Annotated in this window: 23 protein-coding genes; 9 read left to right on the top strand and 14 right to left on the bottom strand. The window is 66.7% G+C overall.

Translation table 11 applies throughout. The features are described from left to right. Window positions 1-65: 65 nt before the first annotated feature. The 3 genes from ACSQ24_RS19060 to ACSQ24_RS19050 all read left to right on the top strand — a co-directional run bounded on the left by ACSQ24_RS19060 (window position 66) and on the right by ACSQ24_RS19050 (window position 3,627). Complete coding sequence (locus ACSQ24_RS19060; RefSeq protein WP_436096199.1) at window positions 66-650, top strand: GNAT family N-acetyltransferase; 585 nt, start codon at window positions 66-68, stop codon at window positions 648-650. A 156-nt stretch (window positions 651-806) separates the two neighbouring features. Continuing rightward, window positions 807-2,468: a methyl-accepting chemotaxis protein gene (locus tag ACSQ24_RS19055; RefSeq protein ID WP_436096198.1), complete on the top strand. Its 1,662-nt coding sequence runs from the start codon at window positions 807-809 to the stop codon at window positions 2,466-2,468. A 67-nt stretch (window positions 2,469-2,535) separates the two neighbouring features. Beyond that, a complete protein-coding gene (locus tag ACSQ24_RS19050; protein ID WP_436096197.1) occupies window positions 2,536-3,627 on the top strand; it encodes an ATP-dependent DNA helicase in 1,092 nt (363 codons plus the stop codon). Here ACSQ24_RS19050 and ACSQ24_RS19045 read toward each other — a convergent pair. Next, on the bottom strand, window positions 3,611-4,081 hold the full coding sequence (locus tag ACSQ24_RS19045) for a hypothetical protein (protein WP_436096196.1): 471 nt from the start codon (window positions 4,079-4,081) through the stop codon (window positions 3,611-3,613). The two genes, ACSQ24_RS19050 and ACSQ24_RS19045, sit on opposite strands and share 17 nt — an antisense overlap. A 182-nt stretch (window positions 4,082-4,263) precedes the next feature. On the opposite strand from ACSQ24_RS19045, the gene ACSQ24_RS19040 reads away from it, so the two are divergent. Continuing rightward, window positions 4,264-5,448, top strand: coding sequence for a MalY/PatB family protein (locus ACSQ24_RS19040; protein WP_436096195.1), 1,185 nt, complete (start codon window positions 4,264-4,266; stop codon window positions 5,446-5,448). Between the two features lie 42 nt (window positions 5,449-5,490). On the opposite strand, the gene ACSQ24_RS19035 is transcribed toward ACSQ24_RS19040, so the two are convergent. Both ACSQ24_RS19035 and ACSQ24_RS19030 read right to left on the bottom strand, forming a co-directional pair. Further along, window positions 5,491-6,234, bottom strand: a complete 744-nt coding sequence (locus ACSQ24_RS19035) for an anti-sigma factor (protein WP_436096194.1) — start codon at window positions 6,232-6,234, stop codon at window positions 5,491-5,493. Beyond that, window positions 6,231-6,794, bottom strand: a complete 564-nt coding sequence (locus ACSQ24_RS19030; RefSeq protein WP_436096193.1) for a sigma-70 family RNA polymerase sigma factor — start codon at window positions 6,792-6,794, stop codon at window positions 6,231-6,233. The genes ACSQ24_RS19035 and ACSQ24_RS19030 overlap by 4 nt, the downstream gene beginning before the upstream one ends. 201 nt (window positions 6,795-6,995) lie before the next feature. Between ACSQ24_RS19030 and ACSQ24_RS19025 the strand changes: the two genes are divergently transcribed. The 3 genes from ACSQ24_RS19025 to ACSQ24_RS19015 all read left to right on the top strand — a co-directional run bounded on the left by ACSQ24_RS19025 (window position 6,996) and on the right by ACSQ24_RS19015 (window position 10,632). Beyond that, window positions 6,996-7,787 (top strand): DUF4394 domain-containing protein, encoded by a 792-nt coding sequence (locus ACSQ24_RS19025; RefSeq protein WP_436096192.1) that lies wholly within the window; start codon window positions 6,996-6,998, stop codon window positions 7,785-7,787. 149 nt (window positions 7,788-7,936) lie between these two features. Next, entirely contained in the window at window positions 7,937-9,385 is a 1,449-nt protein-coding gene (locus ACSQ24_RS19020) for a DUF1800 domain-containing protein (protein WP_436096191.1), read from the top strand. A gap of 2 nt (window positions 9,386-9,387) precedes the next feature. Beyond that, window positions 9,388-10,632 (top strand): DUF1501 domain-containing protein, encoded by a 1,245-nt coding sequence (locus ACSQ24_RS19015; RefSeq protein WP_436096190.1) that lies wholly within the window; start codon window positions 9,388-9,390, stop codon window positions 10,630-10,632. Between the two features lie 147 nt (window positions 10,633-10,779). On the opposite strand, the gene leuD is transcribed toward ACSQ24_RS19015, so the two are convergent. From leuD to ACSQ24_RS18985, 6 genes are all read right to left on the bottom strand, one after another. Further along, on the bottom strand, window positions 10,780-11,382 hold the full coding sequence (gene leuD / locus ACSQ24_RS19010) for a 3-isopropylmalate dehydratase small subunit (protein ID WP_436096189.1): 603 nt from the start codon (window positions 11,380-11,382) through the stop codon (window positions 10,780-10,782). Window positions 11,383-11,433: 51 nt separating this feature from the next. Beyond that, window positions 11,434-12,066 (bottom strand): LysE family translocator, encoded by a 633-nt coding sequence (locus tag ACSQ24_RS19005; RefSeq protein WP_436096188.1) that lies wholly within the window; start codon window positions 12,064-12,066, stop codon window positions 11,434-11,436. 5 nt (window positions 12,067-12,071) lie between these two features. Beyond that, a complete protein-coding gene (locus tag ACSQ24_RS19000; RefSeq protein ID WP_436096187.1) occupies window positions 12,072-12,530 on the bottom strand; it encodes a metallopeptidase family protein in 459 nt (152 codons plus the stop codon). Beyond that, window positions 12,530-12,775, bottom strand: a complete 246-nt coding sequence (locus ACSQ24_RS18995; protein ID WP_436096186.1) for a hypothetical protein — start codon at window positions 12,773-12,775, stop codon at window positions 12,530-12,532. The genes ACSQ24_RS19000 and ACSQ24_RS18995 overlap by 1 nt, the downstream gene beginning before the upstream one ends. A gap of 26 nt (window positions 12,776-12,801) precedes the next feature. Beyond that, window positions 12,802-14,220: a 3-isopropylmalate dehydratase large subunit gene (leuC, locus tag ACSQ24_RS18990; RefSeq protein ID WP_436096185.1), complete on the bottom strand. Its 1,419-nt coding sequence runs from the start codon at window positions 14,218-14,220 to the stop codon at window positions 12,802-12,804. Window positions 14,221-14,313: 93 nt separating this feature from the next. Next, window positions 14,314-14,490, bottom strand: coding sequence for a hypothetical protein (locus ACSQ24_RS18985; protein WP_436096184.1), 177 nt, complete (start codon window positions 14,488-14,490; stop codon window positions 14,314-14,316). Window positions 14,491-14,642: 152 nt separating this feature from the next. Between ACSQ24_RS18985 and ACSQ24_RS18980 the strand changes: the two genes are divergently transcribed. Next, the gene (locus ACSQ24_RS18980) at window positions 14,643-15,041 is read left to right on the top strand and encodes a hypothetical protein (RefSeq protein WP_436096183.1); all 399 of its coding nucleotides are present in this window, start codon (window positions 14,643-14,645) and stop codon (window positions 15,039-15,041) included. Window positions 15,042-15,144: 103 nt separating this feature from the next. On the opposite strand, the gene kynA is transcribed toward ACSQ24_RS18980, so the two are convergent. Further along, window positions 15,145-15,993, bottom strand: coding sequence for a tryptophan 2,3-dioxygenase (kynA, locus tag ACSQ24_RS18975; RefSeq protein ID WP_436096182.1), 849 nt, complete (start codon window positions 15,991-15,993; stop codon window positions 15,145-15,147). Window positions 15,994-16,101: 108 nt separating this feature from the next. Here kynA and ACSQ24_RS18970 point away from each other — a divergent pair, with 108 nt between their 5' ends. Then, window positions 16,102-17,313 carry an aminotransferase class V-fold PLP-dependent enzyme gene (locus ACSQ24_RS18970; RefSeq protein ID WP_436096181.1) on the top strand — a complete coding sequence of 404 codons (1,212 nt, stop codon included), beginning with the start codon at window positions 16,102-16,104 and terminating at the stop codon, window positions 17,311-17,313. 6 nt (window positions 17,314-17,319) lie between these two features. Here ACSQ24_RS18970 and ACSQ24_RS18965 read toward each other — a convergent pair whose 3' ends face one another. The 4 genes from ACSQ24_RS18965 to ACSQ24_RS18950 form a co-directional block, all read right to left on the bottom strand. Then, on the bottom strand, window positions 17,320-18,423 hold the full coding sequence (locus tag ACSQ24_RS18965; RefSeq protein ID WP_436096180.1) for an ABC transporter ATP-binding protein: 1,104 nt from the start codon (window positions 18,421-18,423) through the stop codon (window positions 17,320-17,322). A gap of 2 nt (window positions 18,424-18,425) precedes the next feature. Continuing rightward, window positions 18,426-19,313, bottom strand: a complete 888-nt coding sequence (locus ACSQ24_RS18960) for a carbohydrate ABC transporter permease (RefSeq protein WP_436096179.1) — start codon at window positions 19,311-19,313, stop codon at window positions 18,426-18,428. Beyond that, window positions 19,310-20,263, bottom strand: coding sequence for a carbohydrate ABC transporter permease (locus ACSQ24_RS18955; RefSeq protein WP_436096178.1), 954 nt, complete (start codon window positions 20,261-20,263; stop codon window positions 19,310-19,312). Before ACSQ24_RS18955 ends, ACSQ24_RS18960 begins: the two co-directional genes overlap by 4 nt. Before the next feature lie 297 nt (window positions 20,264-20,560). Next, entirely contained in the window at window positions 20,561-21,808 is a 1,248-nt protein-coding gene (locus ACSQ24_RS18950) for an ABC transporter substrate-binding protein (RefSeq protein ID WP_436096177.1), read from the bottom strand. Window positions 21,809-21,903: the final 95 nt, after the last annotated feature.

Genomic DNA, 21,903 nt, shown 5'->3' with positions numbered 1-21,903 from the left:
CGCCTCGGAGGCGACGCTCCATTCCTCGCCTGTTTGCGGAGACCTGTCGAGAGAGGGAGGACCACATGACGAGCACCGAGTTTCAGGTCGTCCCGTTGACGCCGGAGCATTGGCCGGCGCTGGAAGAGCTCTTCGGCCCGCAGGGGCCCTGCTATGGCTGCTGGTGCAACCACTTCCGCATGCCGCCGAAGCTGCGCAAGCCGCTGCTCGGCGAGGGCGCGCGGCAGCTCTTCGAGGAACGGGTGCGGAAAGGCCCGCCGCCCGGCGTGCTCGCGTTCGCCGGTGACGTTGCCGTCGGCTGGCTGCAGATCGGGCCTCGGGCGCATGTGCCCGAATGGAACAATCCACGCCGTGCTTCGACGCCTTTGCCGGACGTAGCCGCAGAGGACGAGCGCAACTGGGCGGCCTCCTGCTTCTTCGTCCGCAAGGGTTTTCGTGGCCAGGGTGTCACGGCTGCGTTGCTCTCCGGCGGAGTGGCTTTCGCGCGGGCGAGCGGGGCGCGCCTGGTCGAGGGGGCGCCGATGGACAATGAGGGCAAGCGCAGCGCCGATGGCCTCTATGTCGGCCCGGAGAGCGTGTTTCAGCGTGCCGGTTTCGTCGAGGTTGCGCGGCAGAGGCCCGGCCGGCCGCTGATGAGATTCATGCTCTGACGGAAGGACGCCGAAGGTTGATGCGTAAAAGGCTGTCAAGCTAAAAGTTTCAAATATTTGAGTTGGTTAGCTGGCTCCGTTAAGCATCTGTTTGCTTCGCAGCTGCGAGAAGTCGGCCGCTCGGCTTTGGCGGTGGATGTGATGCGGCGGTTCGGGTTGACGGCGAAGATCACGGTGCTTTTCGCGATCTTCGGCATCGCGGCGGCGCTCGGTCTCGCCAGTGCCGTTCGTGGGCTCGATTCCGTTCATGAGATCGACCGCGAAGCCTTTGGCGGGCAGCAGCTCGCCAACAAGGCTGCATTGCTTTCCAGCCGTGTCGCGCAGGCTTCGCTGCTCAGCCGTTTCGAGGATGCGGCCGAACCGCGAGCCGTCGAGCAGGCGCTCGATCAGCTCGATGCGGCGGTGGAGCTCGTCGATGCGGCACGTGCCAATCTGATGTCCTCCTTGCCGCCGAGCGTGCTGCAATCCAATGCTACCCTGGATGCGCGCATCCGGAGCTTCATCGATTTCCAGCGCGACATCGTCGAAATCGGCCGGAGGGTCTCGCCGAAGGCGGCATTGATCGAGGCCTCGGCCGAAGCCGCCAAGGAGAATGTCCGCCAGATCATGCTGGTGACCTCGGTCATGCGTGACGAGCTCGACCGGCAGGCCGGGGTAGCTGCGGCGCGCGCGCAGGACCTCGCCTCGCAAGTGCGGCTGCGCGTCATCCTGATTGCCGCCGGCTTGCCGCTCGCCGGCGGGCTGCTGGCGATCGTCCTGTTGCGGGCGCATCTGACCCGGCCCCTGCGCGAGCTGATGGATACGATCAAGCTGGCGACATCCTCGGATCGGGTCGTCGATGTGCCGCATCGCAAGCGCCGTGACGAGATCGGTGAGCTCGCCCGCACGGTACGGACGCTGAGTGAGGTCCGGGCCACCCTCGTCACGCGCGATGCCGAGGCCGACCTGTCGCAGCTGCACCGGCAGCGGCGCACCGACGAACTGCACAAGATCGCCCAGGAATTTGAGGCGCGGATCGGCCGCCTGCTCGCCGATATCGGCCGGCTGAGCGAGGGCCTGCGCGCGACGCTGGGCGAATCGGCCGCCCGAGCCGGCCAGATTTCGCATAGCGGCAGTGCCGCTGCGCAGGCGGTTGCCGGGGCAGGTGAGGAGGCCGAACGTATTGCCGATGCCGCGGCGCGGCTGGAGGAGGTCGTCGAGCAGATCAATCGCGAGGTCAGGCGCGTGTCGGAGACCGCGAGCCTGGCGACCCGCGACGCTGCCGGCACGGTCGGGCTCGTCGGTCGGCTGACTGAGAACGCCGGCAAGATCCGCGACGTCGTCCAACTGATCGAGGCGATCGCACGGCAGACCAACCTGCTCGCGCTCAACGCGACGATCGAGGCGGCGCGGGCGGGCGCACAGGGCCGCGGCTTTGCCGTCGTCGCCAGCGAGGTGAAGGCCCTGGCGACGCAGACCGCCGACGCGACGGCGCAGATCTCCACCCGGATCGCGGCCGTGGACGCGGCGCTGTCGCAAGCCGCTCAGGCGATCATCGGGATTGCCAGCCGTGCCGGCGCGGTCGAGCAGGCGAGCACCGAGATCTCGACCATGGTCGCCTCGCATACCGGCCTGCTGCAGGGCCTGGGCGAAACCATCGCGCGCATCTCGGTGGTCACCGGTCAGGCCGCCGCCGCGGTGACGACGATCGCCGGCGCTGGCGTCCAGACCACCGCCCATGCCGAGCAGGGCGCGAGCGGGGCCCGCCAGCTCGATGAGCGAATCTCGGCTTTGCAGGCAGAGGCCGACGAGTTCGCCCGACGCCTGCGCGCCGCCTGAACCGGCTTGCCTTGGCCGGCCGACTCGCGGCCATGTGCGCCATGCCCGAAAGCATGTGCATCTCCTCATGAGCTGGTCACCGCAGCAGGATGCGGCGCTTACCGCCGTGGCCGATTGGCTCAAGGTCGGCTCGCCGCAGCTTTTCCGTCTGTTCGGCTATGCTGGCACGGGCAAGACCACGCTTGCCCGCCATATCGCCGAGGGCGTCGACGGCACGGTCGTCTTCGCCGCCTTCACCGGCAAGGCGGCGCTCGTCCTGCGCAACAAGGGCTGCGAGGGCGCGCAGACCATTCATTCGCTGATCTACCGCTCGCGCGGCGTCGACGAGGAGAGCCCGACTTTCGTGCTCAACCGCGAGAGCACTGCCGCCAAGGCCAAGCTGATCATCATCGACGAATGCTCGATGGTCGACGAGGATCTCGGCCGCGACCTGCTCTCCTTCGGCACGCCGGTGCTGGTGCTGGGCGATCCGGCGCAGCTGCCGCCGGTCAAGGGCGGCGGATTCTTCACCGAAGTCGAGCCCGATGTGATGCTGACCGAGGTCCACCGCCAGGCGGCGGACAACCCGATCGTGCGCATGTCGATGATCGTCCGCGAGGGCGGGCGGCTCGAGATCGGCGACTATGGCGCGAGCCGGATCATAAGGCGCGCCGAGATCACGCCCGAGATCGTGCTGTCGGCCGATCAGGTGCTGGTCGGCCTCAATAAGACGCGCCGGCAATACAATGCCCGCATGCGCCAGCTCATGGGCCATGTCGCCAATGTCCCAGCGGTCGGCGAGAAGCTGGTCTGCCTGCGCAACGACAAGAGCAAGGGCCTGCTCAATGGCGGCGCCTGGATCGTGCAGGAGCTCAAGACCTCGAAGAAGGGTCTCATCACCATGCGGGTGACGCCGGAGGACGACACGGGCGGCAAGCCGGTCAAGGTCTCGGTCATGCCGAACTTCTTCGACGGCACCGAGGACGAGGTGCCCTGGGAGCTGCGCCGCCACACCGACGAGTTCACCTTCGGCTACGCGCTCACCGTCCACAAGGCGCAGGGCTCGCAATGGGACAACATCGTCATGTTCGACGAGGCCTTCGCCTTCCGCGAGCACCGGGCGCGCTGGCTCTATACCGGTCTGACCCGCGCGGCCGAGACGATCACGGTGGTGATGTAGGCCCTGCGAGCAGGCGGGCGCGCTCGAGGTCCTTGGGACGGCCGAAACTTTCGATGATGCGCCTGAGTTCATCCTGCTCGGGGACGTAGACGGTTGCCGCGCCAATTGCGATTGCCTGGCGTGTCGTCAGTTGGACTAGGTGCCAGCTACCGCCGACGCGATGCTCGAAGCCGGCCATGAGATCCACCGGCACGGGTGGCGCCAGCCATTTGGCGAGGATCTTCGAGCGGAACAGCGGGTTCGGCGGCCCTCGATAAGGCTCGATGCCGAGAGCCGGCAGGATGCGGCGGATATCTTCGACGCTGAGCAGGACGTCGACATCGGCGACGGAGATCGGGCTGGCACCGTGCAGGGCCGCGGCGGCACTCGCGATGATCCACCAGGGCTCGCGGGCGGCTTCCATGACGACAGCGACGGAACCGAGGGTTTCGATCAGCGGCGCTGGCAGGCTCATGGCCGGCCTATAGCAGCTTCCAAAGCGGCCTCGCCATGCCTGGCGAAGGACGGCGCGCGCACGCGACGAGGTCGAGCCAGACCGCCACGGTAGATTGGAATTGCGCGGAGCGATGCTGGCGGAGAAGGATTTTCTTGGTATGCGATGGTGTCGGCCCGCCTGGCGACGCATCGAGAGCCATCATGAACATCGCCCAGAACTTCGACTTGTGGATCGACCGCCGCGGCAGCAACTGCGCCAAATGGGACAAGATGGAGGCCATCTACGGCGTGCCGGCCTCCGACGGCATCGCCATGTGGGTTGCCGACATGGACTTTCGCCCGCCGGCTTGCGTCCAGGCCGCGATCGAGGCGATGGCCGCTCACGGCGTCTATGGCTATTTCGGCGACGAGCGGACGAACAGCGACGCCATCCGCTGGTGGATGAAGGAGCGCCATGGCTGGGTGGTCGAGCCGCAGGCGATCTTCACCACGCATGGGCTGGTGAACGGTACCGCGCTCTGTGTCGACGCCTATACCAGGCCGGGCGACGGCGTCGTCCTGATGACGCCGGTCTATCATGCCTTCGCCCGCGTCATTAAGGCGGCGGGCCGCAATGTCGTCGAATGCAAGCTCGCGCAAGAGGACGGCCGCTACGTCCTCGACATCCCCGCCTGGGATGCGCAGATGACCGGCAAGGAGCGGATGCTGATCCTGTGCTCGCCGCATAATCCCGGCGGGCGGGTCTGGAGCCAGGGTGAGCTCAAGCAGATCGCCGATTTCTGCGTCCGCCACGACCTGATCCTGGTCTCCGACGAGATCCATCACGACCTGGTCATGCCCGGCTACAAGCACACGGTCATGGCCAATGCTGCGCCGGGGATCCTCGATCGCCTGGTCATGATGACCGCGACGACCAAGACCTTCAACATCGCCGGCGCCCATATCGGCAACGTCATCATTCCCGATGAGGCGCTGCGCGCTCCGTTCCGCGCCCGGATGAACGCGCTCGGCATCTCGCCCAATTCCTTCGGCATGGAGATGTCGACGGCCGCCTACAGCCCGGAAGGAGCCGCCTGGGTCGACTCCCTGGTCGCCTATCTCGACGGCAACCGCCGGCTCTTCGACGAGGCGGTCGGCAGCATTCCCGGTATCCGCTCGATGCCGCTGGAATCGACCTATCTCGCCTGGGTCGATTTCGCCGGCACCGGGATGGACGCCAAGGAGTTCGTTGCCCGCGTCGAGAAGCAGGCGAAGATCGCGGTGAACCACGGTACGAGCTTCGGCGCTGGCGGCGACAGCTTCCTGCGCTTCAACCTCGCGACCCAGCGCTCCGTCGTGATCGAGGCCGCCGAGCGCCTGAAGGCTGCCTTCGTCGACCTGCAATAGGCGGCACTGGCGAGGTCTAACTCGCCAGCCCTGCCTTCCGCCTCACAGCCTCTGCGAGGTCGTGCCCTTGGCGATAATCGGGCCAGTTGGCCGGCCGGTCGGGGAGCCGGTTGCGGGTTCCAGCGTGATCTCGAAGAGCTGATCCTTGCCGAGCGGCAGGTTGTCGAGCCGCAGCGGCGTCGAGCGGGCGCGGTCGATCAGGCCGACCGAGCGCGGGCCGACGGCGCGATCCCACAACGTCCAGATCTCCAGCGCCTTGCCGGCCGGCACGTCGATGCTCTGCAGAGGCAGCATCTCGACGCGCCCGTCGGCGAAGGTATGCACCACGGCGGCGGCGGCGTTGTTGTCGGTCAGAAGCACCGCAACCATCAGCGGCTGGCGGCCGGCGCGGTCGAGCGCACTGATGAGGCCGGCTGCCAGCAGGATGGTCGCCAGCGCGCCGGCGAAGGCAGCGCCGCGCCAGACGAAGAGGCTATTCCACCACTCGGCAAGGCGGCTCGGTGCCGAGACCGACGCCGGCGCAAGCCTGGCCGACACCCCGGTCGTGGTCAGATTGGCTTCGATCCGGTCCCACAGGCCGGGGGAAGGTGTCATTGGTGGAGCGGTGGCGTCAATCGCGGAAAAGTGCCGGCGCCAGCGTTCGACCGAAGCGGCGAAATCGCCATCGGTATCGAGACGGCGCTCGGCCGTCACAAACTCGGCGCCTTCGAGCAGGCCGAGCACATATTCTCCGGCTAGCGCGTCGCGCTCCTGCGGTGTCAGGGGAGCATCCTGCAGAGCGCTCATCCGAGGCACTCCTTCAGCGAGAGCAGCGAGCGGCGGATCCAGGACTTGACCGTGCCGAGCGGCAGCTTCAGGCGCCCGGCGATCTCGCCATGGGTCAGCCCCTGGACAAAGGCGAGCAGCACCAGGCCGCGCCGCTGCGGCGGCAGCATCTCGAGGCAGGCGCGCAACGCCGTGGCGTCGGAGAGTTTCGACATCACGGTCTCCGGATCATCCTCTTCGCTTGCCGTTTCCTCCGCGATCGGCGTGTCGCTTGTCTCGGTGCGCTTCTCGTCGCGCAGGATCGAGAGCGAGCGGTTGCGCAGGATGGCGTAGATCCAGGTCAGTCCAGCTCCGCGCTCCGGGTCGAAACGGGCCGCATGCCTCCAGATCAGCACGAACGCATCCTGCACCGCTTCCTCCGCCAGGGCCCGGCGCTTCAGAAGACGCTGCGCCACACCGAGCATACGCGGCGACTCCGCCTCGTAGATGCGCTTGAGCGCTGATTTATCGCCGGCAGCGCAGGCGAGCAGCGCGGTTTCGATCTCGCCTTCATGCCGCGGCTGCGTTGCGTGCGTTGCCATCCCTCTCTCCAGCCGCCTGCCTCCCCGTGCGAGGCAGGCTCATTCTTACGCCGCTCCGGCTACTTCGGATGCAGCGGTGGTCTTTTATTTTTTCGTCCGCATCCGGTCCGGGAGCCCATCGCTATCCGCCATGGGTACCGCGCCAAAGCAGGCGCTGGCCGACCCCTTTTTGAGATCGCGACACGAACCGGAGGACATCCAATGACCAAGGCTCGCAACCTGCTTCTCGCATCCACCATTCTCGCCACGGCCTTCGCTGCGGCGACCGCAGCCCAGGCCGGCATGGTCGCGGTGCTGACCGGCGACGATACGCTCACCATGGTCGACACCGCCACCCAGAAGGCCGGCAAGTCGATGAAGGTCAGCGGTATCGCCGGCAAGATCGCCGGCATCGATGTCCGCCCGGCCGACGGCATGCTCTATGCGCTTGGCGTCGACGGCACGATCTACACGGTCGACAAGGCCGGCAAGGCGACGATGAAGTCGAAGATGGACACGGTGCTCTCTGCCGGCACCATGGCGACGGTCGACTTCAACCCGGCCGCCGATCGCTTGCGCGTCATCGGCTCGGACGGCACCAATCTCCGCGTCAACGTCGACGACGGCAAGACCACGGTCGACGGCAAGCTGAAATTCGCCGAGACCGACATGCACAAGGGCGAGACGCCGATGGTCGTCGCCGGCGCCTACAGCAACTCGGTCAAGGGCACCAAGGAGACGGCGCTCTACGACATCGACGGCAAGATCGGCGGGCTCTTGAAGCAGGCGCCGCCGAATGACGGCGTGCTCGGCGCCATCGGCAAGCTCGGCGTCACCGTCAAGGCGATCGCCTTCGACATCGAGACGGCCGCCGACGGCACCAACACTGGCTGGCTGGTCGCCGATGGCGGCCTCTACAAGATCGATCTGACCTCGGGCAAGGCCGCGATGGTCGGCAAGATCAGCGGGCTGGGCGCGCCGGTACGTGATGTCGCGGCGTTGCCGGCGATGTGAGCCGATCGCATCGTCCGATTTGCGGGAGGCCGCCGTTCCGCGAGGAGCGGCGGCCTTTCCATCTGAGGAACAGCTGGCGGGGCGGCCGGGCTTTCGCCATAGTTGCAGTGGACCTTGCGATCGGCGACGCAGACGGCGGAGGCAAGAGCATGGCGGATCGGTCCGACCCGCACATGAAGAGGCTGGTGCTGCGACGCTTCGGTCTTGGGTCGAAGCCGGGTCAGGCTGGGGATGCCGAGGATATCAGCGAGCGCCTGCTCGCCGATATCCGCAGCGAAGGCGCACCGCAGCCGAGCGTCAGCTTTTCCGGCGCCGCTCCGATCGGCCGGGCGCTCTATGCCTTCGAGGATGAGGAACGAGCGGCGCGGGAATCGCGCCGCGTCGCCGGGCAGATGGGCCCGGGGCAGGGCGTGCAGGTCGCCGCCGCGCCGCCAACCCCTGGCCAGCCGCAAGGCCAGATGACGCCGCCACGCCCGGCCGAGCCGCCCTTTCCGCAGAGGATCTATCGCGAGGAGGCGATCGCGCGGGTGCATTTGGCGCTTGAGGCGCAGACCGGCTTCGCCGAGCGGCTCGTCCAATTCTGGTCGAACCATTTCTGCGTCTCGGTCGCCAAGGGCAATTTCGTGCGCGCCATGGCCGGCGCCTTCGAGCGCGAGGCGATCCGGCCCAACATCTTCGGCCGCTTCGAGGACCTCTTGATCGCGGTCGAGAGCCATCCGGCGATGCTCAACTTCCTCGACAACCAGCTCTCGATCGGCCCGGATTCGCGCGCCGGCAAGCGTCGTGGCCGCGGCCTCAACGAGAACCTCGCCCGCGAGATCATGGAGCTGCACACGCTCGGCGTTTCCGGCGGCTATACGCAGACGGATGTCACCAGCCTGGCGCGGATCATCACCGGCTGGACGGTGGTGGGGCGCGATGCCCGCCTCGGCTTTCCTGGCTCCTTCGCCTTCAATCCCGGCCTGCACGATCCCGGTGGCCAGAGATTGCTCGGCAAGGTCTACCGGCAGGACGGCAAGGAAAAGGGCATGGCGGCGCTCGCCGACCTCGCCCGCCATCCGAGCACCGCAACCTTCATCGCCCGCAAGCTCGCCCGCCATTTCGTCGCCGATGAGCCGCCGCAGGCGCTGGTCGCCGAGCTTGCCCGCATCTTCCGCGAGACGGGCGGCGATCTCGCCGCGCTCTCGCGGGCGCTGGTCACGTCGGAACTCGCCTGGACCGCGCCGGCGACCAAGCTGCGCACGCCGCAGGAATTCCTGGTCGCGGCCTTCCGGGCGCTCGGCCGCAAGCCGGATTTCGGCCAGATCGCCGGGCCGCTCGGTGTGATGGGCCAGCCGCTCTGGCAGCCCTCCGGCCCGGACGGCTACCCCGACACCAACGCGGCCTGGGCGACGCCGGAGGGTATCAAGACCCGCATTGATGTCGCCGCCCAGCTCGGCAGGCAGGCGGCGGGCTCGGTCGCCGATCCGCGTGCGCTGGTCGAGGAGGTGCTCGGCCCGCTCGCCTCAGCCCAGACCAGGCAGGCGGTGGCGCGCGCCGAAAGCAAGCAGCAGGCGATCGCGCTGCTGCTGATGTCGCCCGAATTCCAGCGGAGGTGAGCATGGCCGCCGACGATGATGATTGCGAACGGATGACGCCCTCGCGCCGGGCCGTGCTCGGCGCCGCCAGCGCACTCTTCGCCTGGTCCTACATGCCGAAATTCGCCCATGCGGCGGCGGGCTCGCGCGATTCCCGCTTCCTGCTGGTGGTGCTGCGCGGCGCGCTCGACGGACTCTCGGCCGTGCCGCCGCTCGGCGATCCCGGTTACGCGGACCTGCGCGAAGGCATCGCGCTGGCCAAGGACGGGCCGGAGGCGGCGCTGCCGCTCGACGGCTTCTTCTATCTGCATCCGGCGATGCCGAATCTGGCGCGGCTCTATGCCGGCGGACAGGCGACGATCGTCCATGCCAGCGCCACCGGCTATCGCGAACGCTCGCATTTCGACGGGCAGGATGTGCTGGAGAGCGGGCAAAGCGGGCCGGGCAAGACCGATTCAGGCTGGCTCAACCGGCTGATCGCCAGCCTGCCGCCGGGCGAAGCGGTCTCACGCCATGGTGCGCTCGGCGTCGGCGTGGTGCCGCCTCTCGTCGTGCGTGGCGAGGCGCCGGTGCTGGGCTGGGCGCCGCCGCGCATGGCGCGGGCCGGGGCCGACCTCGTCCAGCGCCTCGGCGATCTCTATGGCGAGCGCGATCCCGGCTTGGCGCTGGTGCTGAAGCGGGCGATCGAGACCGAGCTGATCGCGACCCGGCAGGGCGCCGAACAGCCGCGCGGCGGCGGCGGGCCTGATAGTGCCGAGGGCATGAAGCGCATCGCCGAGGGCGCGGCGCGGCTGGTCGGCGCCGAGGATGGCCCGCGCATCGCTGCGCTCGCCTTTGAGGGCTGGGACACGCATGCGAACGAGGGCGGCGCCAAGGGCCGTCTCGCGACCCTGCTCGGCGGGCTCGACGGCGCGCTCGCGACCTTTGAAAGCGGTCTCAAGCCGGTCTGGAAGGACACGGTGGTGATGGTCGTCACCGAGTTCGGCCGCACCGCTCGCGTCAACGGCACGGTCGGCACCGATCACGGTACCGGCACGGTCGCCTTCCTGGTCGGCGGTGCGGTCCGCGGCAAGCGGATGATCGCCGACTGGCCCGGTCTCAAGCCGGAGCAACTGCACGAGCAGCGCGATCTGAAACCGACGACCGACATCCGCGCCGTCGCCAAGGGCGTGGTGGCGGACCTATTCGGATTGTCGGGGCCGGTGCTGGCGGAGAAGGTTTTCCCCGGCAGCGGTGGGCTCTCGCCGATGCAGGGGCTGGTGATCTAGCTTCCTTCTCCCCACGGGGGAGAAGGTGCCGGCAGGCGGATGAGGGCGGCACGACCGGGTGAATGGAAAAGGGCCGCTCGCGCGACCCTTCCCTCATCCGTCAGCGCTTCGCGCTGCCACCTTCTCCCCTGAAGGGAGAAGGAAACGTCACGCCCAGGCGCGGCCCTTCAGCTTCTGCTCATAGGCGTCGATCTTGGTCGACTTCTCCATGGTCAGGCCGATGTCGTCGAGGCCGTTGAGCAGGCAGTGCTTGCGGAACGGGTCGATCTCGAAGCGGATCTCGCCGCCGTCCGGCCCCTTGATGCTCTGGTTCTGAAGGTCGACGGTCAGCGTCGCGTTCGAGCCGCGATCGGCGTCGTCGAAGAGCTTCTCCAGATCCTCCTGGCTGACCACGATCGGCAGGATGCCGTTCTTGAAGCAGTTATTGTAGAAGATGTCGGCGAAGCTGGTGGAGATCACGCAGCGGATGCCGAAGTCGAGCAGCGCCCAGGGCGCGTGCTCGCGCGATGAGCCGCAGCCGAAATTGTCGCCGGCGACCAGGATCTCCGACTTGCGATAGGCGGGCTGGTTGAGGACGAAATCGGGGTTCTCCGAGCCGTCGTCCTTGTAGCGCATCTCCGAGAACAGCGCGGTGCCCAGCCCGGTGCGCTTGATCGTCTTCAGGTACTGCTTGGGGATGATCATGTCGGTGTCGACATTGATCACCTTCAGCGGGGCGGGGGTCGAGGTCAGGGTGGTGAAGGGCTGCATGGCGGATACTCCGGCAGGTCTTTTCTGATCAGGATAGGGCGGTGGGGCGCGTTACAGCTGCGCCGTCAGGAGCTTGAAGCTGGCGAAGGTGAAGAAGGCGGCGAGGCAGGCTTCGGCGCGGCGGCGGATCCTGCGGTAGCCCGCCACCATCGACGCCGTCGAGAACAGCCAGGCATAGGTCTGGTTGATCGCGAGCGAGATCGTCAGGCAGCCGAGGATGATGGCGTAGAGCACCACCACCGGCGTCTCGGGCCTGAGGCCGAGCGCGATGATCGCCGTCCAGCTCAGGATCGCCTTCGGATTGGTGAGATGCATCAGATAGCCGCGCAGATAGAGGCGACCGCCGGAGAGACCGGCTTTCGGCGGCGGCATCTCCGCCTGCATGGCCGAGCGAGCCGAGCGCCAGGCCAGGAACAGCAGATAGAGCCCGCCGATGATCTTGATGGCGTAGAGCGCGCCGGGATGGGCGACGATCAGCGCGGTGACGCCGATGGCGGCGAGGATGCCCCAGGTCAGGGAGCCGGTGGTGACGCCGAGCGCCAGCGTCATCCCGGCCTGCCGGCCATGCTCCATCGAGGTCGCCATCACCTGGAGATTGCTCGGGCCGGGGCTGGCGACGGCGATGAAGAAGGCCGAGAAGACCAAAGCCAGGTCAGGCAGGTGGCGGATCAGTTCGTCGATCATCGTTTTTATCCCGCCGCCTTCTCGATTGCGTCCATGTCGTCGTCGTCGAAGCCGAAATGGTGGCCGATCTCGTGGACGAGCACATGGGTGACGATGGCGCCGAGCGTCTCGTCATGCTCGGCCCAGTAGTCGAGGATCGGCCGGCGATAGAGGTGGATGGTGTTGGGCATCTGCCCGGTCTGCGGGGCGTAGCCCTGCTGCGGCAGGCCTATCCCTGAGAACAGGCCGAGCAGGTCGAAGGGGCTCTCGGCCTCGAGCTCCTTCAGCACGTCGTCCTCGGGGAACTCGGTGACGTTGATGACGAGGTCGGCGCAGAGCTTGCGGAAATCCTCGGGCAGGCGGTCATAGGCCGCCTGCGCCAGGATCTCGAACTCGGCCGCCGAGGGCGCACGCACGCCGTCCCAGTCGAGACCCTGCGAGCCTTCAATCGAGGCGGATGTCTTGATCGAGGGAACGCTGCCCATCACCAGATCTTCAGTTGATGCCCGAGCCACCAAGACAGGCCGATGAAGGCGATCAGCGAAAGCCCGCGGCCGATACGCCGGCCCCAGAGCTCGATCTGATCGCCGTCCGGCGCGTCCTTGCCGGAGAAATGGTCGGCCGCGCGCCCCATGGACGAGCCGAGGAAGCTCTCATCGTCGCGCCGGACGCGATCGAGCGCTTCCTTGGCTTCCTTGGCGCGGGCGGCTTCGCGGGGATCGGTGCTCATGACGTCCTCCCGCGAAACGATCCGCTTCAGCCCAGCGTGCGCACGTCGACGAAGTGGCCGATCAGCGCCGCTGCCGCCGCCATCGCCGGAGAGACCAGATGGGTGCGGCCCTTGAAGCCCTGACGGCCCTCGAAATTGCGGTTCGAGGTCGAGGCGGCGCGCTGGCCCGGCTTGAGCTGGTCCGGGTTCATGCCGAGGCACATCGAGCAGCCCGGTTCGCGCCATTCGAAGCCGGCGGCGAGGAAGACCTTGTCGAGCCCTTCGGCCTCCGCCTGCTGCTTCACCAGGCCGGAGCCCGGCACGATCATGGCGTAGTCCAGGCTCTCATGGATCTTCTTGCCCTCGACGATCTTGGCGACGGTGCGCAGATCCTCGATGCGGCCATTGGTGCACGAACCGATCCAGATCACGTCGAGCGGGATCTCGGTCATCTTGGTGCCGGCGGTCAGGCCCATATAGTCGAGCGCGCGCTGCTTCGAGCTGCGCTTGGTCTCGTCCTCGATCAGCGCCGGGTCGGGCACGGCGCCGGTCACCGAGATCACGTCCTCGGGGCTCGTACCCCAGGAGACGATCGGCGGCAGGTTGGCGGCATCCAGTCTGACGATCCGGTCGAAATGCGCGCCCTCGTCGGTCCGCAGCGTCTCCCAGTAGCGCAGCGCCTCGTCCCAGGCGGCGCCCTGCGGCGCCTTCGGGCGGCCTTTCAGATAGGCGTAGGCCTTCTCGTCCGGCGCGACCATGCCGGCGCGGGCTCCGCCCTCGATCGACATGTTGCAGACCGTCATGCGGCCTTCCATCGAGAGGCCGCGAATGGCTTCGCCGGCATATTCGATCACCGAACCGGTGCCGCCGGCGGTGCCGATCTCGCCGATGATGGCGAGCGTGATGTCCTTGGCGCCGACGCCCGGAGCGGGCGTGCCGTCGACCTGGACCAGCATGTTCCTGGCCTTCTTCTGGATCAGCGTCTGGGTGGCGAGCACATGCTCGACCTCCGAGGTGCCGATGCCATGGGCCAGCGCGCCGAAGGCGCCATGCGTCGAGGTGTGGCTGTCGCCGCAGACGATGGTGGTGCCGGGCAGGGTGAAGCCCTGCTCGGGGCCGACGATGTGGACGATGCCCTGGCGGATATCGAGCTCGTTGAAATACTCGACGCCGAATTCCTTGGCGTTCTTGGCCAGCGCCTCGACCTGGATACGGCTCTCTTCCTCGGCGATGCCCTTGCTGCGGTCGGTCGTCGGGATGTTGTGGTCGACAACGGCCAGCGTCTTGTGCGGCGCATGGACCTTGCGGCCGGTCATGCGCAGACCCTCGAAGGCCTGCGGGCTGGTGACCTCGTGGACGAGGTGGCGGTCGATATAGAGCAGGCAGGTGCCGTCGTCCTGGCGGTCGACGACGTGGTCCTCGAAGATCTTGTCGTAGAGGGTGGTGGGGGCCTTGGTCGCAGTCATGGCTTCAAACGCCTTCGGTATGGAAATCGGGTAGCGGCCCGCTTTGGGGCGAGCATGCATCGCAACGGCCTGTCGCCGGCCGCATGGCCGGTCTCAGGCGTGCGTAAGGCCGGCTGCGAGCGAGGCCGTGAAACGGCCGAAGAAGCGCCAGGGCAGGCGGGCATGATCATGCAGCGCGGCGAAGCCCTGGGTGGTCGGAAAACGGCGCACATTCAGCGTGCGGCGCACTACGCGCCGGACTTCGCCCCTGTTCTGCCGTTTCGTCGTCATGACGTGCTTCTACCAGTTCCAAACTGCACGGGCAACGCGGTGGGACTGTCGCAGCGGCAGCCGCGTAGCGCGTTCTGTGCAGGGCTGTTATCTAGCGGCTCCCGACGCGCCGCGAAAGAGCAGGCTGCGCCGGCAAACGGAACGGTGATGCGATGGCGCGCTTCTTCCCCTTCATGCTGCTGGCGGTCATCGCCTATGGCGTCACCGTCGCGGCGATGGGCGTGCCGCTCTCGCGCGAGCTTCTCAATATCGGCCTGCCGTCCGGCACTGCCTTCGTGCTGACGGTCAGCGAGCTCCTGCTCGCGATCTCGACCATCGTGCTGTTCTTCGAGATCATGAACGCGACCAGCGCCAAGTCGAGCTCGATCCTGAACCACGGCCTGTCCATGGTTGTGTTCATCGCCTGCGGGCTGATCTTCCTGTTCGTGCCGGGCTTCGGCACCGGCACCTTCGTGATCATCACGCTGATGGCGCTGGTCGACGTGATCGCCGGCTACTCGATCAGCATCCTGACGGCGCGCCGGGATATGACCTTCGGGAACAACGAGTAAGGACGCCTACCGTCATTGCGAGGAGCGCAGCGACGAAGCAATCCAGGGGCGGCGCGAGACCTCCTGGATTGCTTCGCTTCGCTCGCAATGACGGTCGAGGCTGTCAGAGCTCGCTCCGCAGCTGCCACAGCTCCGGGAAGAACGAGCGCTCCAGCGCGGTCCGCAGGAACTTCACGCCGCTGGAGCCGCCGGTGCCTTGCTTGAATCCGATGATGCGCTCGACCGTCTTCATGTGGCGGAAGCGCCATTGCTGGAACTGGTCCTCGACATCGACCAGCTCCTCGGCAAGCTCGTAGAGATCGAAATAGCTGTGCGTGTCGCGGTAAATCGCGAGCCAGGCCGCCTTCACCGCCTCGTTCGCGATATGCGGCTGCGTCCAGTCGCGATCGATGCAGTCGGCCGGGACCGGCAGGCCGCGCCGCGCCAGCAGGCGCAAGGCCTCGTCATAGAGGCTCGGTGCTTCCAGCAGCTCCTTCAGATGGGCGTAGTGCTCGGGATGATGCTTGTGCATCGCCAGCATGCGCGGATCCTTGGCGCCGAGGCGGAATTCGAAGGCGCGGTACTGGTGGGACTGGAAGCCGGAGGACTGGCCGAGCGCGTCGCGGAAGGCGAGATAATCGGCCGGGGTCATGGTCGAGAGAACGTCCCAGGCGCTGATCAGCTGCGCCTGGATGCGCGAGACCCGCGCCAGCGACTTGAAGGCCGGCTGCAATTCGTCGGCCTTGATCGCGGCGATGGCGCCGTCGAGCTCGTGCGCCGCGAGTTTCAGCCAGAGCTCCTGGACCTGGTGGATGGTGATGAACAGAAGCTCGTCTGGCGCATCGCTCAGTGGCTTTTGCGCTGCGAGCAGCAGGTCGAGACCGAGATAGGAGCCGTAATCCATCCGCTCCTTGAAATCGGTCTGCATGCCCGGTTCGATCCGGCTCTTGTGATCGCCTGTCCCGGTGGTCATCGCGCCGTCCTCGCTCGACTCGCGCCTTGACTGGGGAGAGACGCAAGATATTTTAAGCTTAAAGTATTTTGCCGCGTCGGCAAGGCTCGCGGAAGCACGGGGATGGCGATGGACAAGATGACGAATGCTCCCGCAACGCTCGGCCGCCCGCCCTTCGATCTTTCCGCCGAATTCTCGCATTTCCGCCAGAACTGGCCTGACAAGCTGCATTTCGCCGCCCACAGCCATCATTTCTGGCCGGATGCGACCCGCGAGGCGCACTTACGCGCCTGGGACGATGCCGCCCGCCTCGTCGACGGCAAATGGCAGGAAGTGCTCGGCCCGGTCTGGCAGAAGGTCGCGCAGGGCGTGGCCAAGCACCTGAATCTGCCCGGGATCGACGGGCTCGTTCCGGCTAACAACACCCATGAATTCGTCAACCGGCTGCTCTCCTGCCTGCCGCGCGAACGCAAGCCGCGCATCCTGACCAGCGATGCCGAATTCCATTCCTTCCGCCGCCAGATCGAGCGGCTGGCAGAAGACGGATTGATCGAGCTCACCGTCGTGCCGGCCGAGCCTTTCGCCAGCCTGACGGAGCGGTTGGTCGCGGCGGCGACGCAAAGTCCCGGTCCCGACATGGTCTTCGTCAGCCAGGTCCACTTCAATTCCGGCTATGCACTAACCGACCTCGAGGCGCTGGTCGATGGTGTCTCGGCGCCCGGCCGGCTCGTCGTCATCGACGGTTATCACGGCTTCCTGGCCCGGCCGACCGACCTCTCGGCCATCGCCGACAAGGCCTTCTACATCGCCGGCGGCTACAAATACGCCATGTCGGGGGAGGGGGCCTGCTTCATGCACTGCCCACCCGGCTTCGCCATGCGGCCGCGCGACACCGGCTGGTACGCGTCGTTCGGTGCGCTCGCCGGCCCGCAAGACAGCATCGGCTACACGCAGAATGGCTGGCGCTTCATGGGCGCGACCTTCGATCCCTCCGGCCTCTACCGCATGGGCGCGATGTTCGATTGGCTCGGCGCCAAGGGCCTCGACGTTCCGGCGATCCATGCCCACGCCCATGCCCTGCAGGAGATCGTCATGGCCGGGCTGGCGCAGCGGCCCTGCGGCGTGCTCGCGCCGGAGAACCTTGTCGTTCCGCTGAGCGAACCGGCGCGCGGCAATTTCCTGACCTTCCGCCACGCCGATGCGGCCCTGTGGCATGAGAAGCTGAAGCAGGCCGGCATCACCGTCGACCTGCGCGGCGACCGTCTGCGGGTCGGCTTCGGGCTTTACCAGAACGCCGCCGACGTGGAGACGCTGCTGGGGCGATTGGCCGAACTCGCCTGAGCCGACCTAGATCCGTGCCTTGCTGACCGGGTCGAACAGCACGGCCTTGTCCAGATCGAGCGCCAGTCTGAAAGTCTCCCCGGGTTTGACCGGGGCGTCGGCGCGCAGGCGTGCGGTCAGCGTCACCTCGCCGCGGCGGGCAATGGCGTAGAGGTCGGAGCCGGTCGGCTCGACCACTTCGATCTGCACGTCGAGCGGGGCGAGCGTGCCGGCAGATTGCTCGGTGATGGCGGTGTCGGTCACTGCTTCGGGCCGGATGCCGAGGATGACCTCCTGACCATCGCTCAAGGCGGCGCCGTGGGTGCTGCGCGGCAGCGCGATTGCGATGTCCTCGCCGTTCTTGCTGACCAGGCCCTTGCCGGCGACATGGCGCAGCGTCAGCAGGTTCATCGCCGGCGAGCCCATGAAATCGGCAACGAAGAGGTTGGCTGGCCGATTGTAGATCTCGTCCGGCGTGCCGACCTGCTGCAACTCGCCATCGCGCATCACCGCGATCTTGGTGGCAAGCGTCATCGCCTCGATCTGGTCATGCGTGACGTAGACGATGGTGTTGCCGGTGCGTTGATGCAGACGTTTGATCTCGTGTCGCATCTCGACGCGCAGCTTGGCGTCGAGATTGGACAAGGGTTCGTCAAACAGGAACACGCGCGGCTTGCGCACCAGAGCGCGGCCCATGGCGACGCGCTGGCGCTGGCCTCCGGAGAGCTGGGCCGGGCGCCGGCCGAGCAGATGCTCGATCTGCAATGTCTGTGCGACGGCACGCACGGCCGCCTCGCGCTCCGGCTTGGGCACGTTGCGCATTTCCAGGGCGAAGGCGATGTTCTGCGCCACGGTCATGTTCGGATAGAGCGCATAGGACTGGAACACCATGGCGATGTCGCGCTTGGACGGGGCCAGATGCGTCACCGTCTGGCCGTCGATCAGGATATCGCCGCTGGTCACCGGCAGAAGCCCGGCGATGGTGTTGAGCAGGGTCGACTTGCCACAGCCGGACGGGCCGACCAGCACGAGGAAGCCGCCCTTTTCCAGGGTGAGGTTGATGCCCTTGAGAACCGGCGTGGCGCCGATGCGCTCGTGCACGTCGCGAATTTCGAGGAATGCTGCGCTCATGCTCACCCCTTGACCGCTCCGGCCATCAACCCGCGCACGAAGTAGCGGCCGGCGACGACATAGACGAGCAATGTCGGCAGGGCGGCGATCATCGCCGCCGCCATGTGGACGTTGTATTCCTTCACCCCGGTCGACGAGTTGACCAGGTTGTTCAACGCCACCGTGATCGGAGCCTGATCGCCGGACGAGAATGAGACGCCGAACAGGAAGTCGTTCCAGATATTGGTGAACTGGTAGATCACCGTCACCACGATGATCGGTCCGGAGGAGGGCAGGAGGATCCGCCAGAAGATCTGGAAGAAGCCGGCCCCGTCGATCTGGGCCGCCTTGACCAGCTCATCCGGGAAGGCCTCGTAGAAATTGCGGAAGAACAGGGTGGTGAAGCCGAGACCGTAGACGACATGCACCAGCACCAGCCCGGCGGTGGAGTTGGCGAGCCCCATGATGCCGAGCAGCCGCGCCATCGGGATCAGCACGATCTGGAACGGAATGAAGCAGGCGAACAGCATCAGGCCGAAGATCAGCTTGTGGCCGGAGAAGCGCCATTTGGTCAGGACGTAGCCGTTCAGCGCGCCCAGCATGGTCGAGATGATCACCGCCGGCACGACCATTCGGAAGGAGTTCCAGAAGAAGCCGCGGATGCCGTCGCCATTGACGCTGCCGACGCCGATCCGTGCCTCGCTCCAGGCCTTGTGCCAGGCTTCGAAGGCCACCTCCTGCGGCAGGGCCAGCATGGTGCCGTTGCGCAGCTCGTCGAGCGATTTCAGCGAGGTGACCACCATGACGAACAATGGCAGCAGGAACAGCGCCGCGAAGATCGCCAGGAGGCCATAGATCACGATCCGCGAGGTGATATTGCGGGGGCGCATCGAGCCGACGCTGCTGCTCATCCGCGCCGCTCCCTGAGTTCGGAGTAGAGGTAGGGCACGATGATCGCCGTGATCGTCATCAGCATGATCACCGCGCTCGCGGCGCCGACCGCCATCTGGCTGCGCTCATAGGTGAAGGAATACATGAAGGTCGAGGGCAGCTCGGTGGCGTTGCCCGGGCCGCCGCCGGTGAGCGCCTTGACCAGGTCGTAGGACTTGATCGCCATGTGCGCGAGCACGATGAAGACGGAGAGAAACACCGGCCGCAGCAGCGGGATGATGATGCGGCGATAGATGGTGAAGCTCGAGGCGCCGTCGATCTCGGCCGCCTTGATGATCTCGCCGTCGATGCCGCGCAGGCCGGCCAGGAACATCGCCATGACGAAGCCGGAGGCCTGCCAGACGCCGGCAATGACGACGGTGTAGATCGCGGTCTCGGTGTTGACCAGCCAGTCGAACTGCGCGTTTTCCCAGCCGAGCCAGCGTACCGGTGCCCATGTCGCCCAGCCGAGCGCCTGCATGGTGCGCCCGAGGCCGAGTGTGGGGTTGAGGAACCATTGCCAGGCGGTGCCGGTGACGATGAAGGACAGCGCCATCGGATAGAGAAAGATCGGCCGCAGCAGGCCCTCGAAGCGGATGCGCTGGTCGAGCAGGATCGCCAGGGTCAGGCCGATCGCCGTGCACAGCAAAAGGTAGAGCGAGCCGAAGATCGCGAGGTTCTGCAGCGCCACATACCAGTTCGGCTGCGACCAGAGCCGTTGGTAGGCGTCGAAACCGATCAGTTGATAGACCGGCAGCATGCGCGAGGGGGTGAACGACAGATAGATCGTCCACAGGATGAAGCCATAGACGAAGACGAGCACGAGCGCGAAGCTCGGCGCCAGCACCAGCTTCGGCAAGGCGTACCGCAGCCGCTCGGCCCGGGAGCTCGACGATCTCCCAGCTGCATCAGTCAGGGGGGGCGCGGTCATGACACAGAGCAATCGCTTGAAGATTGTGTCCGCTCGCTGCGGAGCCACGACCCGTCCTCTCCCCCCTTGTGGGGGAGAGCTAGAGAGGGGGGTATGCCACCCTCGACAGAGGCCCAGTTCGGCGCGGAAAGGATTGCGGGTGCGATACCCCCCTCCCAACCCTCCCCCACAAGGGGAGAGGGCTCCCGCGCCTTACCGACAAGAATGAAGCTATCGTTCAAGCGATTGCCCTGGGTCATAGCGATGGGATCCGGCCGATGCCGGCGCGCCTGGCGCCGGCATCGGGGAGGGCAGGGGCTATTTCGCCGCGGCGATTGCCGCCGGCAGGCGGGTCAAGGCCTGGTCGGTGGTGAGCTGGCCGTTCAGGTGCTGGGTCACGACGTCGAAGAAGGCGTTCTTGATCGAGTCGGGCTGGGCGTAGCCATGCGCCAGCGAGCCGACCATGGTACCGGCGGCGATCGCCTCGGCGACATCCTTGATACCCTTCTTGCCGCAGGCATCGAACTCGGCGTCGGAGACGCCCAGGCGTGCCGGGGCCGAGCCCTTCACCTTGTTGAAAGCGACCTGGAAGCTCGTATCCAGCACCGCCGCCGCCATCTTGTGCTGTGCCGGAATGTCCTTGGCGCCGAGCTTGAACATCATGAACTGGTCGGCGTTGAACAGCACATTGCCCTGCGTGCCGGGGAAGCGGATGCAGACGAAATCCTGATCCGGGGTCTTCTTGGCGCCGATGAATTCGCCCTTGGCCCAGTCGCCCATTTCCTGCGCCCCGGCCTCACCCTTGATCACCATGGCGGTGGAGAGGTTCCAGTCGCGGCCGGAGAAGCCCTTGTCGAAATAGCCGCGCAGCTTCGTCATCGTGTCGAAGGCCTTGCGCATCGTGTCCGATTTCAGCGCCGCCGGATCGAGCTGGAGCACGGCCTTCCTGTAGAAATCCATGCCGCCGATCGAGAGCACCACCGCCTCCCACAGGGTGGTGTCCTGCCAGGGTGAGCCGCCATGCGCGAGGGCGGTGATGCCCTGGCCCTTGAAGGCGTCGAGCATGGCGATGAACTCGTCGAGGGTCTTGGGCGGCTGCAGGCCCGACTTGTCGAGCGCCGCCTTGTTGATCCACAGCCAGTTGGTCGAGTGGATGTTGACGGGCACGGCGACCCAGTGGCCGGCATCCTTCGAGAACGCCTTGAGCGGTTCGGGAACCAGCTTCTCCCAGTCGTTCGCCTTGGCGACGTCGTCGAGATTGGCGGCGAAGCCCTGCGAGCCCCAGTCGCGCAGGTTGAAGCCGAGCAATTGCGCCGCCGTCGGCGGGGTACCGGCGGTGACGCGGGCGCGCAGCGCCGTCATCGCCTGCACGCCGGAGCCGCCGGCGACCGGCATGTCCTTCCAGGTGACGCCCTGCTTGGCGAGATTGTCCTTGAGCACGCTGAGGGCGGCCGCTTCGCCGCCGGCCGTCCACCAATGCAGGACCTCGACCTGCTCCTGAGCCTTGGCCGGGGCGAGGCCGAGCACGCCAGCGGCCAGAACGAATGCGAACTTCCGGATTCTCATCGTTGTCCACTCCCTGGAGAATTGCTGGTTCTTGCGTCGGCTCTCGGCCGATCGCTGCCATTTTGATGCGGGCGAGTTCACCCGCCCGTCGGTGA

The organism is Allobosea sp. LjRoot237 (assembly GCF_964253285.1).
In the GTDB taxonomy this organism is placed as follows: domain Bacteria; phylum Pseudomonadota; class Alphaproteobacteria; order Rhizobiales; family Beijerinckiaceae; genus Allobosea.
The sequence above is the reverse complement of the archived record's forward strand: the minus strand, read 5'-3'. Positions and strand labels throughout refer to the sequence as shown.

Bases quoted from the DNA above. Each gene is read 5' to 3' on its own strand.
- ACSQ24_RS18970 (WP_436096181.1), top strand. From the start codon at position 16,102: ATGGACAAGATGACGAATGCTCCCGCAACGCTCGGCCGCCCGCCCTTC.
- ACSQ24_RS19020 (WP_436096191.1), top strand. From the start codon at position 7,937: ATGGCGGATCGGTCCGACCCGCACATGAAGAGGCTGGTGCTGCGACGC.
- ACSQ24_RS19040 (WP_436096195.1), top strand. From the start codon at position 4,264: ATGAACATCGCCCAGAACTTCGACTTGTGGATCGACCGCCGCGGCAGC.
- ACSQ24_RS19035 (WP_436096194.1), bottom strand. From the start codon at position 6,234: ATGAGCGCTCTGCAGGATGCTCCCCTGACACCGCAGGAGCGCGACGCG.
- ACSQ24_RS18965 (WP_436096180.1), bottom strand. From the start codon at position 18,423: ATGAGCGCAGCATTCCTCGAAATTCGCGACGTGCACGAGCGCATCGGC.
- ACSQ24_RS19050 (WP_436096197.1), top strand. From the start codon at position 2,536: ATGAGCTGGTCACCGCAGCAGGATGCGGCGCTTACCGCCGTGGCCGAT.
- ACSQ24_RS18980 (WP_436096183.1), top strand. From the start codon at position 14,643: ATGGCGCGCTTCTTCCCCTTCATGCTGCTGGCGGTCATCGCCTATGGC.
- ACSQ24_RS18995 (WP_436096186.1), bottom strand. From the start codon at position 12,775: ATGAGCACCGATCCCCGCGAAGCCGCCCGCGCCAAGGAAGCCAAGGAA.
- ACSQ24_RS19045 (WP_436096196.1), bottom strand. From the start codon at position 4,081: ATGAGCCTGCCAGCGCCGCTGATCGAAACCCTCGGTTCCGTCGCTGTC.
- ACSQ24_RS18985 (WP_436096184.1), bottom strand. From the start codon at position 14,490: ATGACGACGAAACGGCAGAACAGGGGCGAAGTCCGGCGCGTAGTGCGC.
- ACSQ24_RS18955 (WP_436096178.1), bottom strand. From the start codon at position 20,263: ATGACCGCGCCCCCCCTGACTGATGCAGCTGGGAGATCGTCGAGCTCC.
- ACSQ24_RS19005 (WP_436096188.1), bottom strand. From the start codon at position 12,066: ATGATCGACGAACTGATCCGCCACCTGCCTGACCTGGCTTTGGTCTTC.
- kynA (WP_436096182.1), bottom strand. From the start codon at position 15,993: ATGACCACCGGGACAGGCGATCACAAGAGCCGGATCGAACCGGGCATG.
- ACSQ24_RS18960 (WP_436096179.1), bottom strand. From the start codon at position 19,313: ATGAGCAGCAGCGTCGGCTCGATGCGCCCCCGCAATATCACCTCGCGG.
- leuD (WP_436096189.1), bottom strand. From the start codon at position 11,382: ATGCAGCCCTTCACCACCCTGACCTCGACCCCCGCCCCGCTGAAGGTG.
- ACSQ24_RS18950 (WP_436096177.1), bottom strand. From the start codon at position 21,808: ATGAGAATCCGGAAGTTCGCATTCGTTCTGGCCGCTGGCGTGCTCGGC.
- ACSQ24_RS19030 (WP_436096193.1), bottom strand. From the start codon at position 6,794: ATGGCAACGCACGCAACGCAGCCGCGGCATGAAGGCGAGATCGAAACC.
- ACSQ24_RS19000 (WP_436096187.1), bottom strand. From the start codon at position 12,530: ATGGGCAGCGTTCCCTCGATCAAGACATCCGCCTCGATTGAAGGCTCG.
- ACSQ24_RS19025 (WP_436096192.1), top strand. From the start codon at position 6,996: ATGACCAAGGCTCGCAACCTGCTTCTCGCATCCACCATTCTCGCCACG.
- leuC (WP_436096185.1), bottom strand. From the start codon at position 14,220: ATGACTGCGACCAAGGCCCCCACCACCCTCTACGACAAGATCTTCGAG.
- ACSQ24_RS19060 (WP_436096199.1), top strand. From the start codon at position 66: ATGACGAGCACCGAGTTTCAGGTCGTCCCGTTGACGCCGGAGCATTGG.
- ACSQ24_RS19015 (WP_436096190.1), top strand. From the start codon at position 9,388: ATGGCCGCCGACGATGATGATTGCGAACGGATGACGCCCTCGCGCCGG.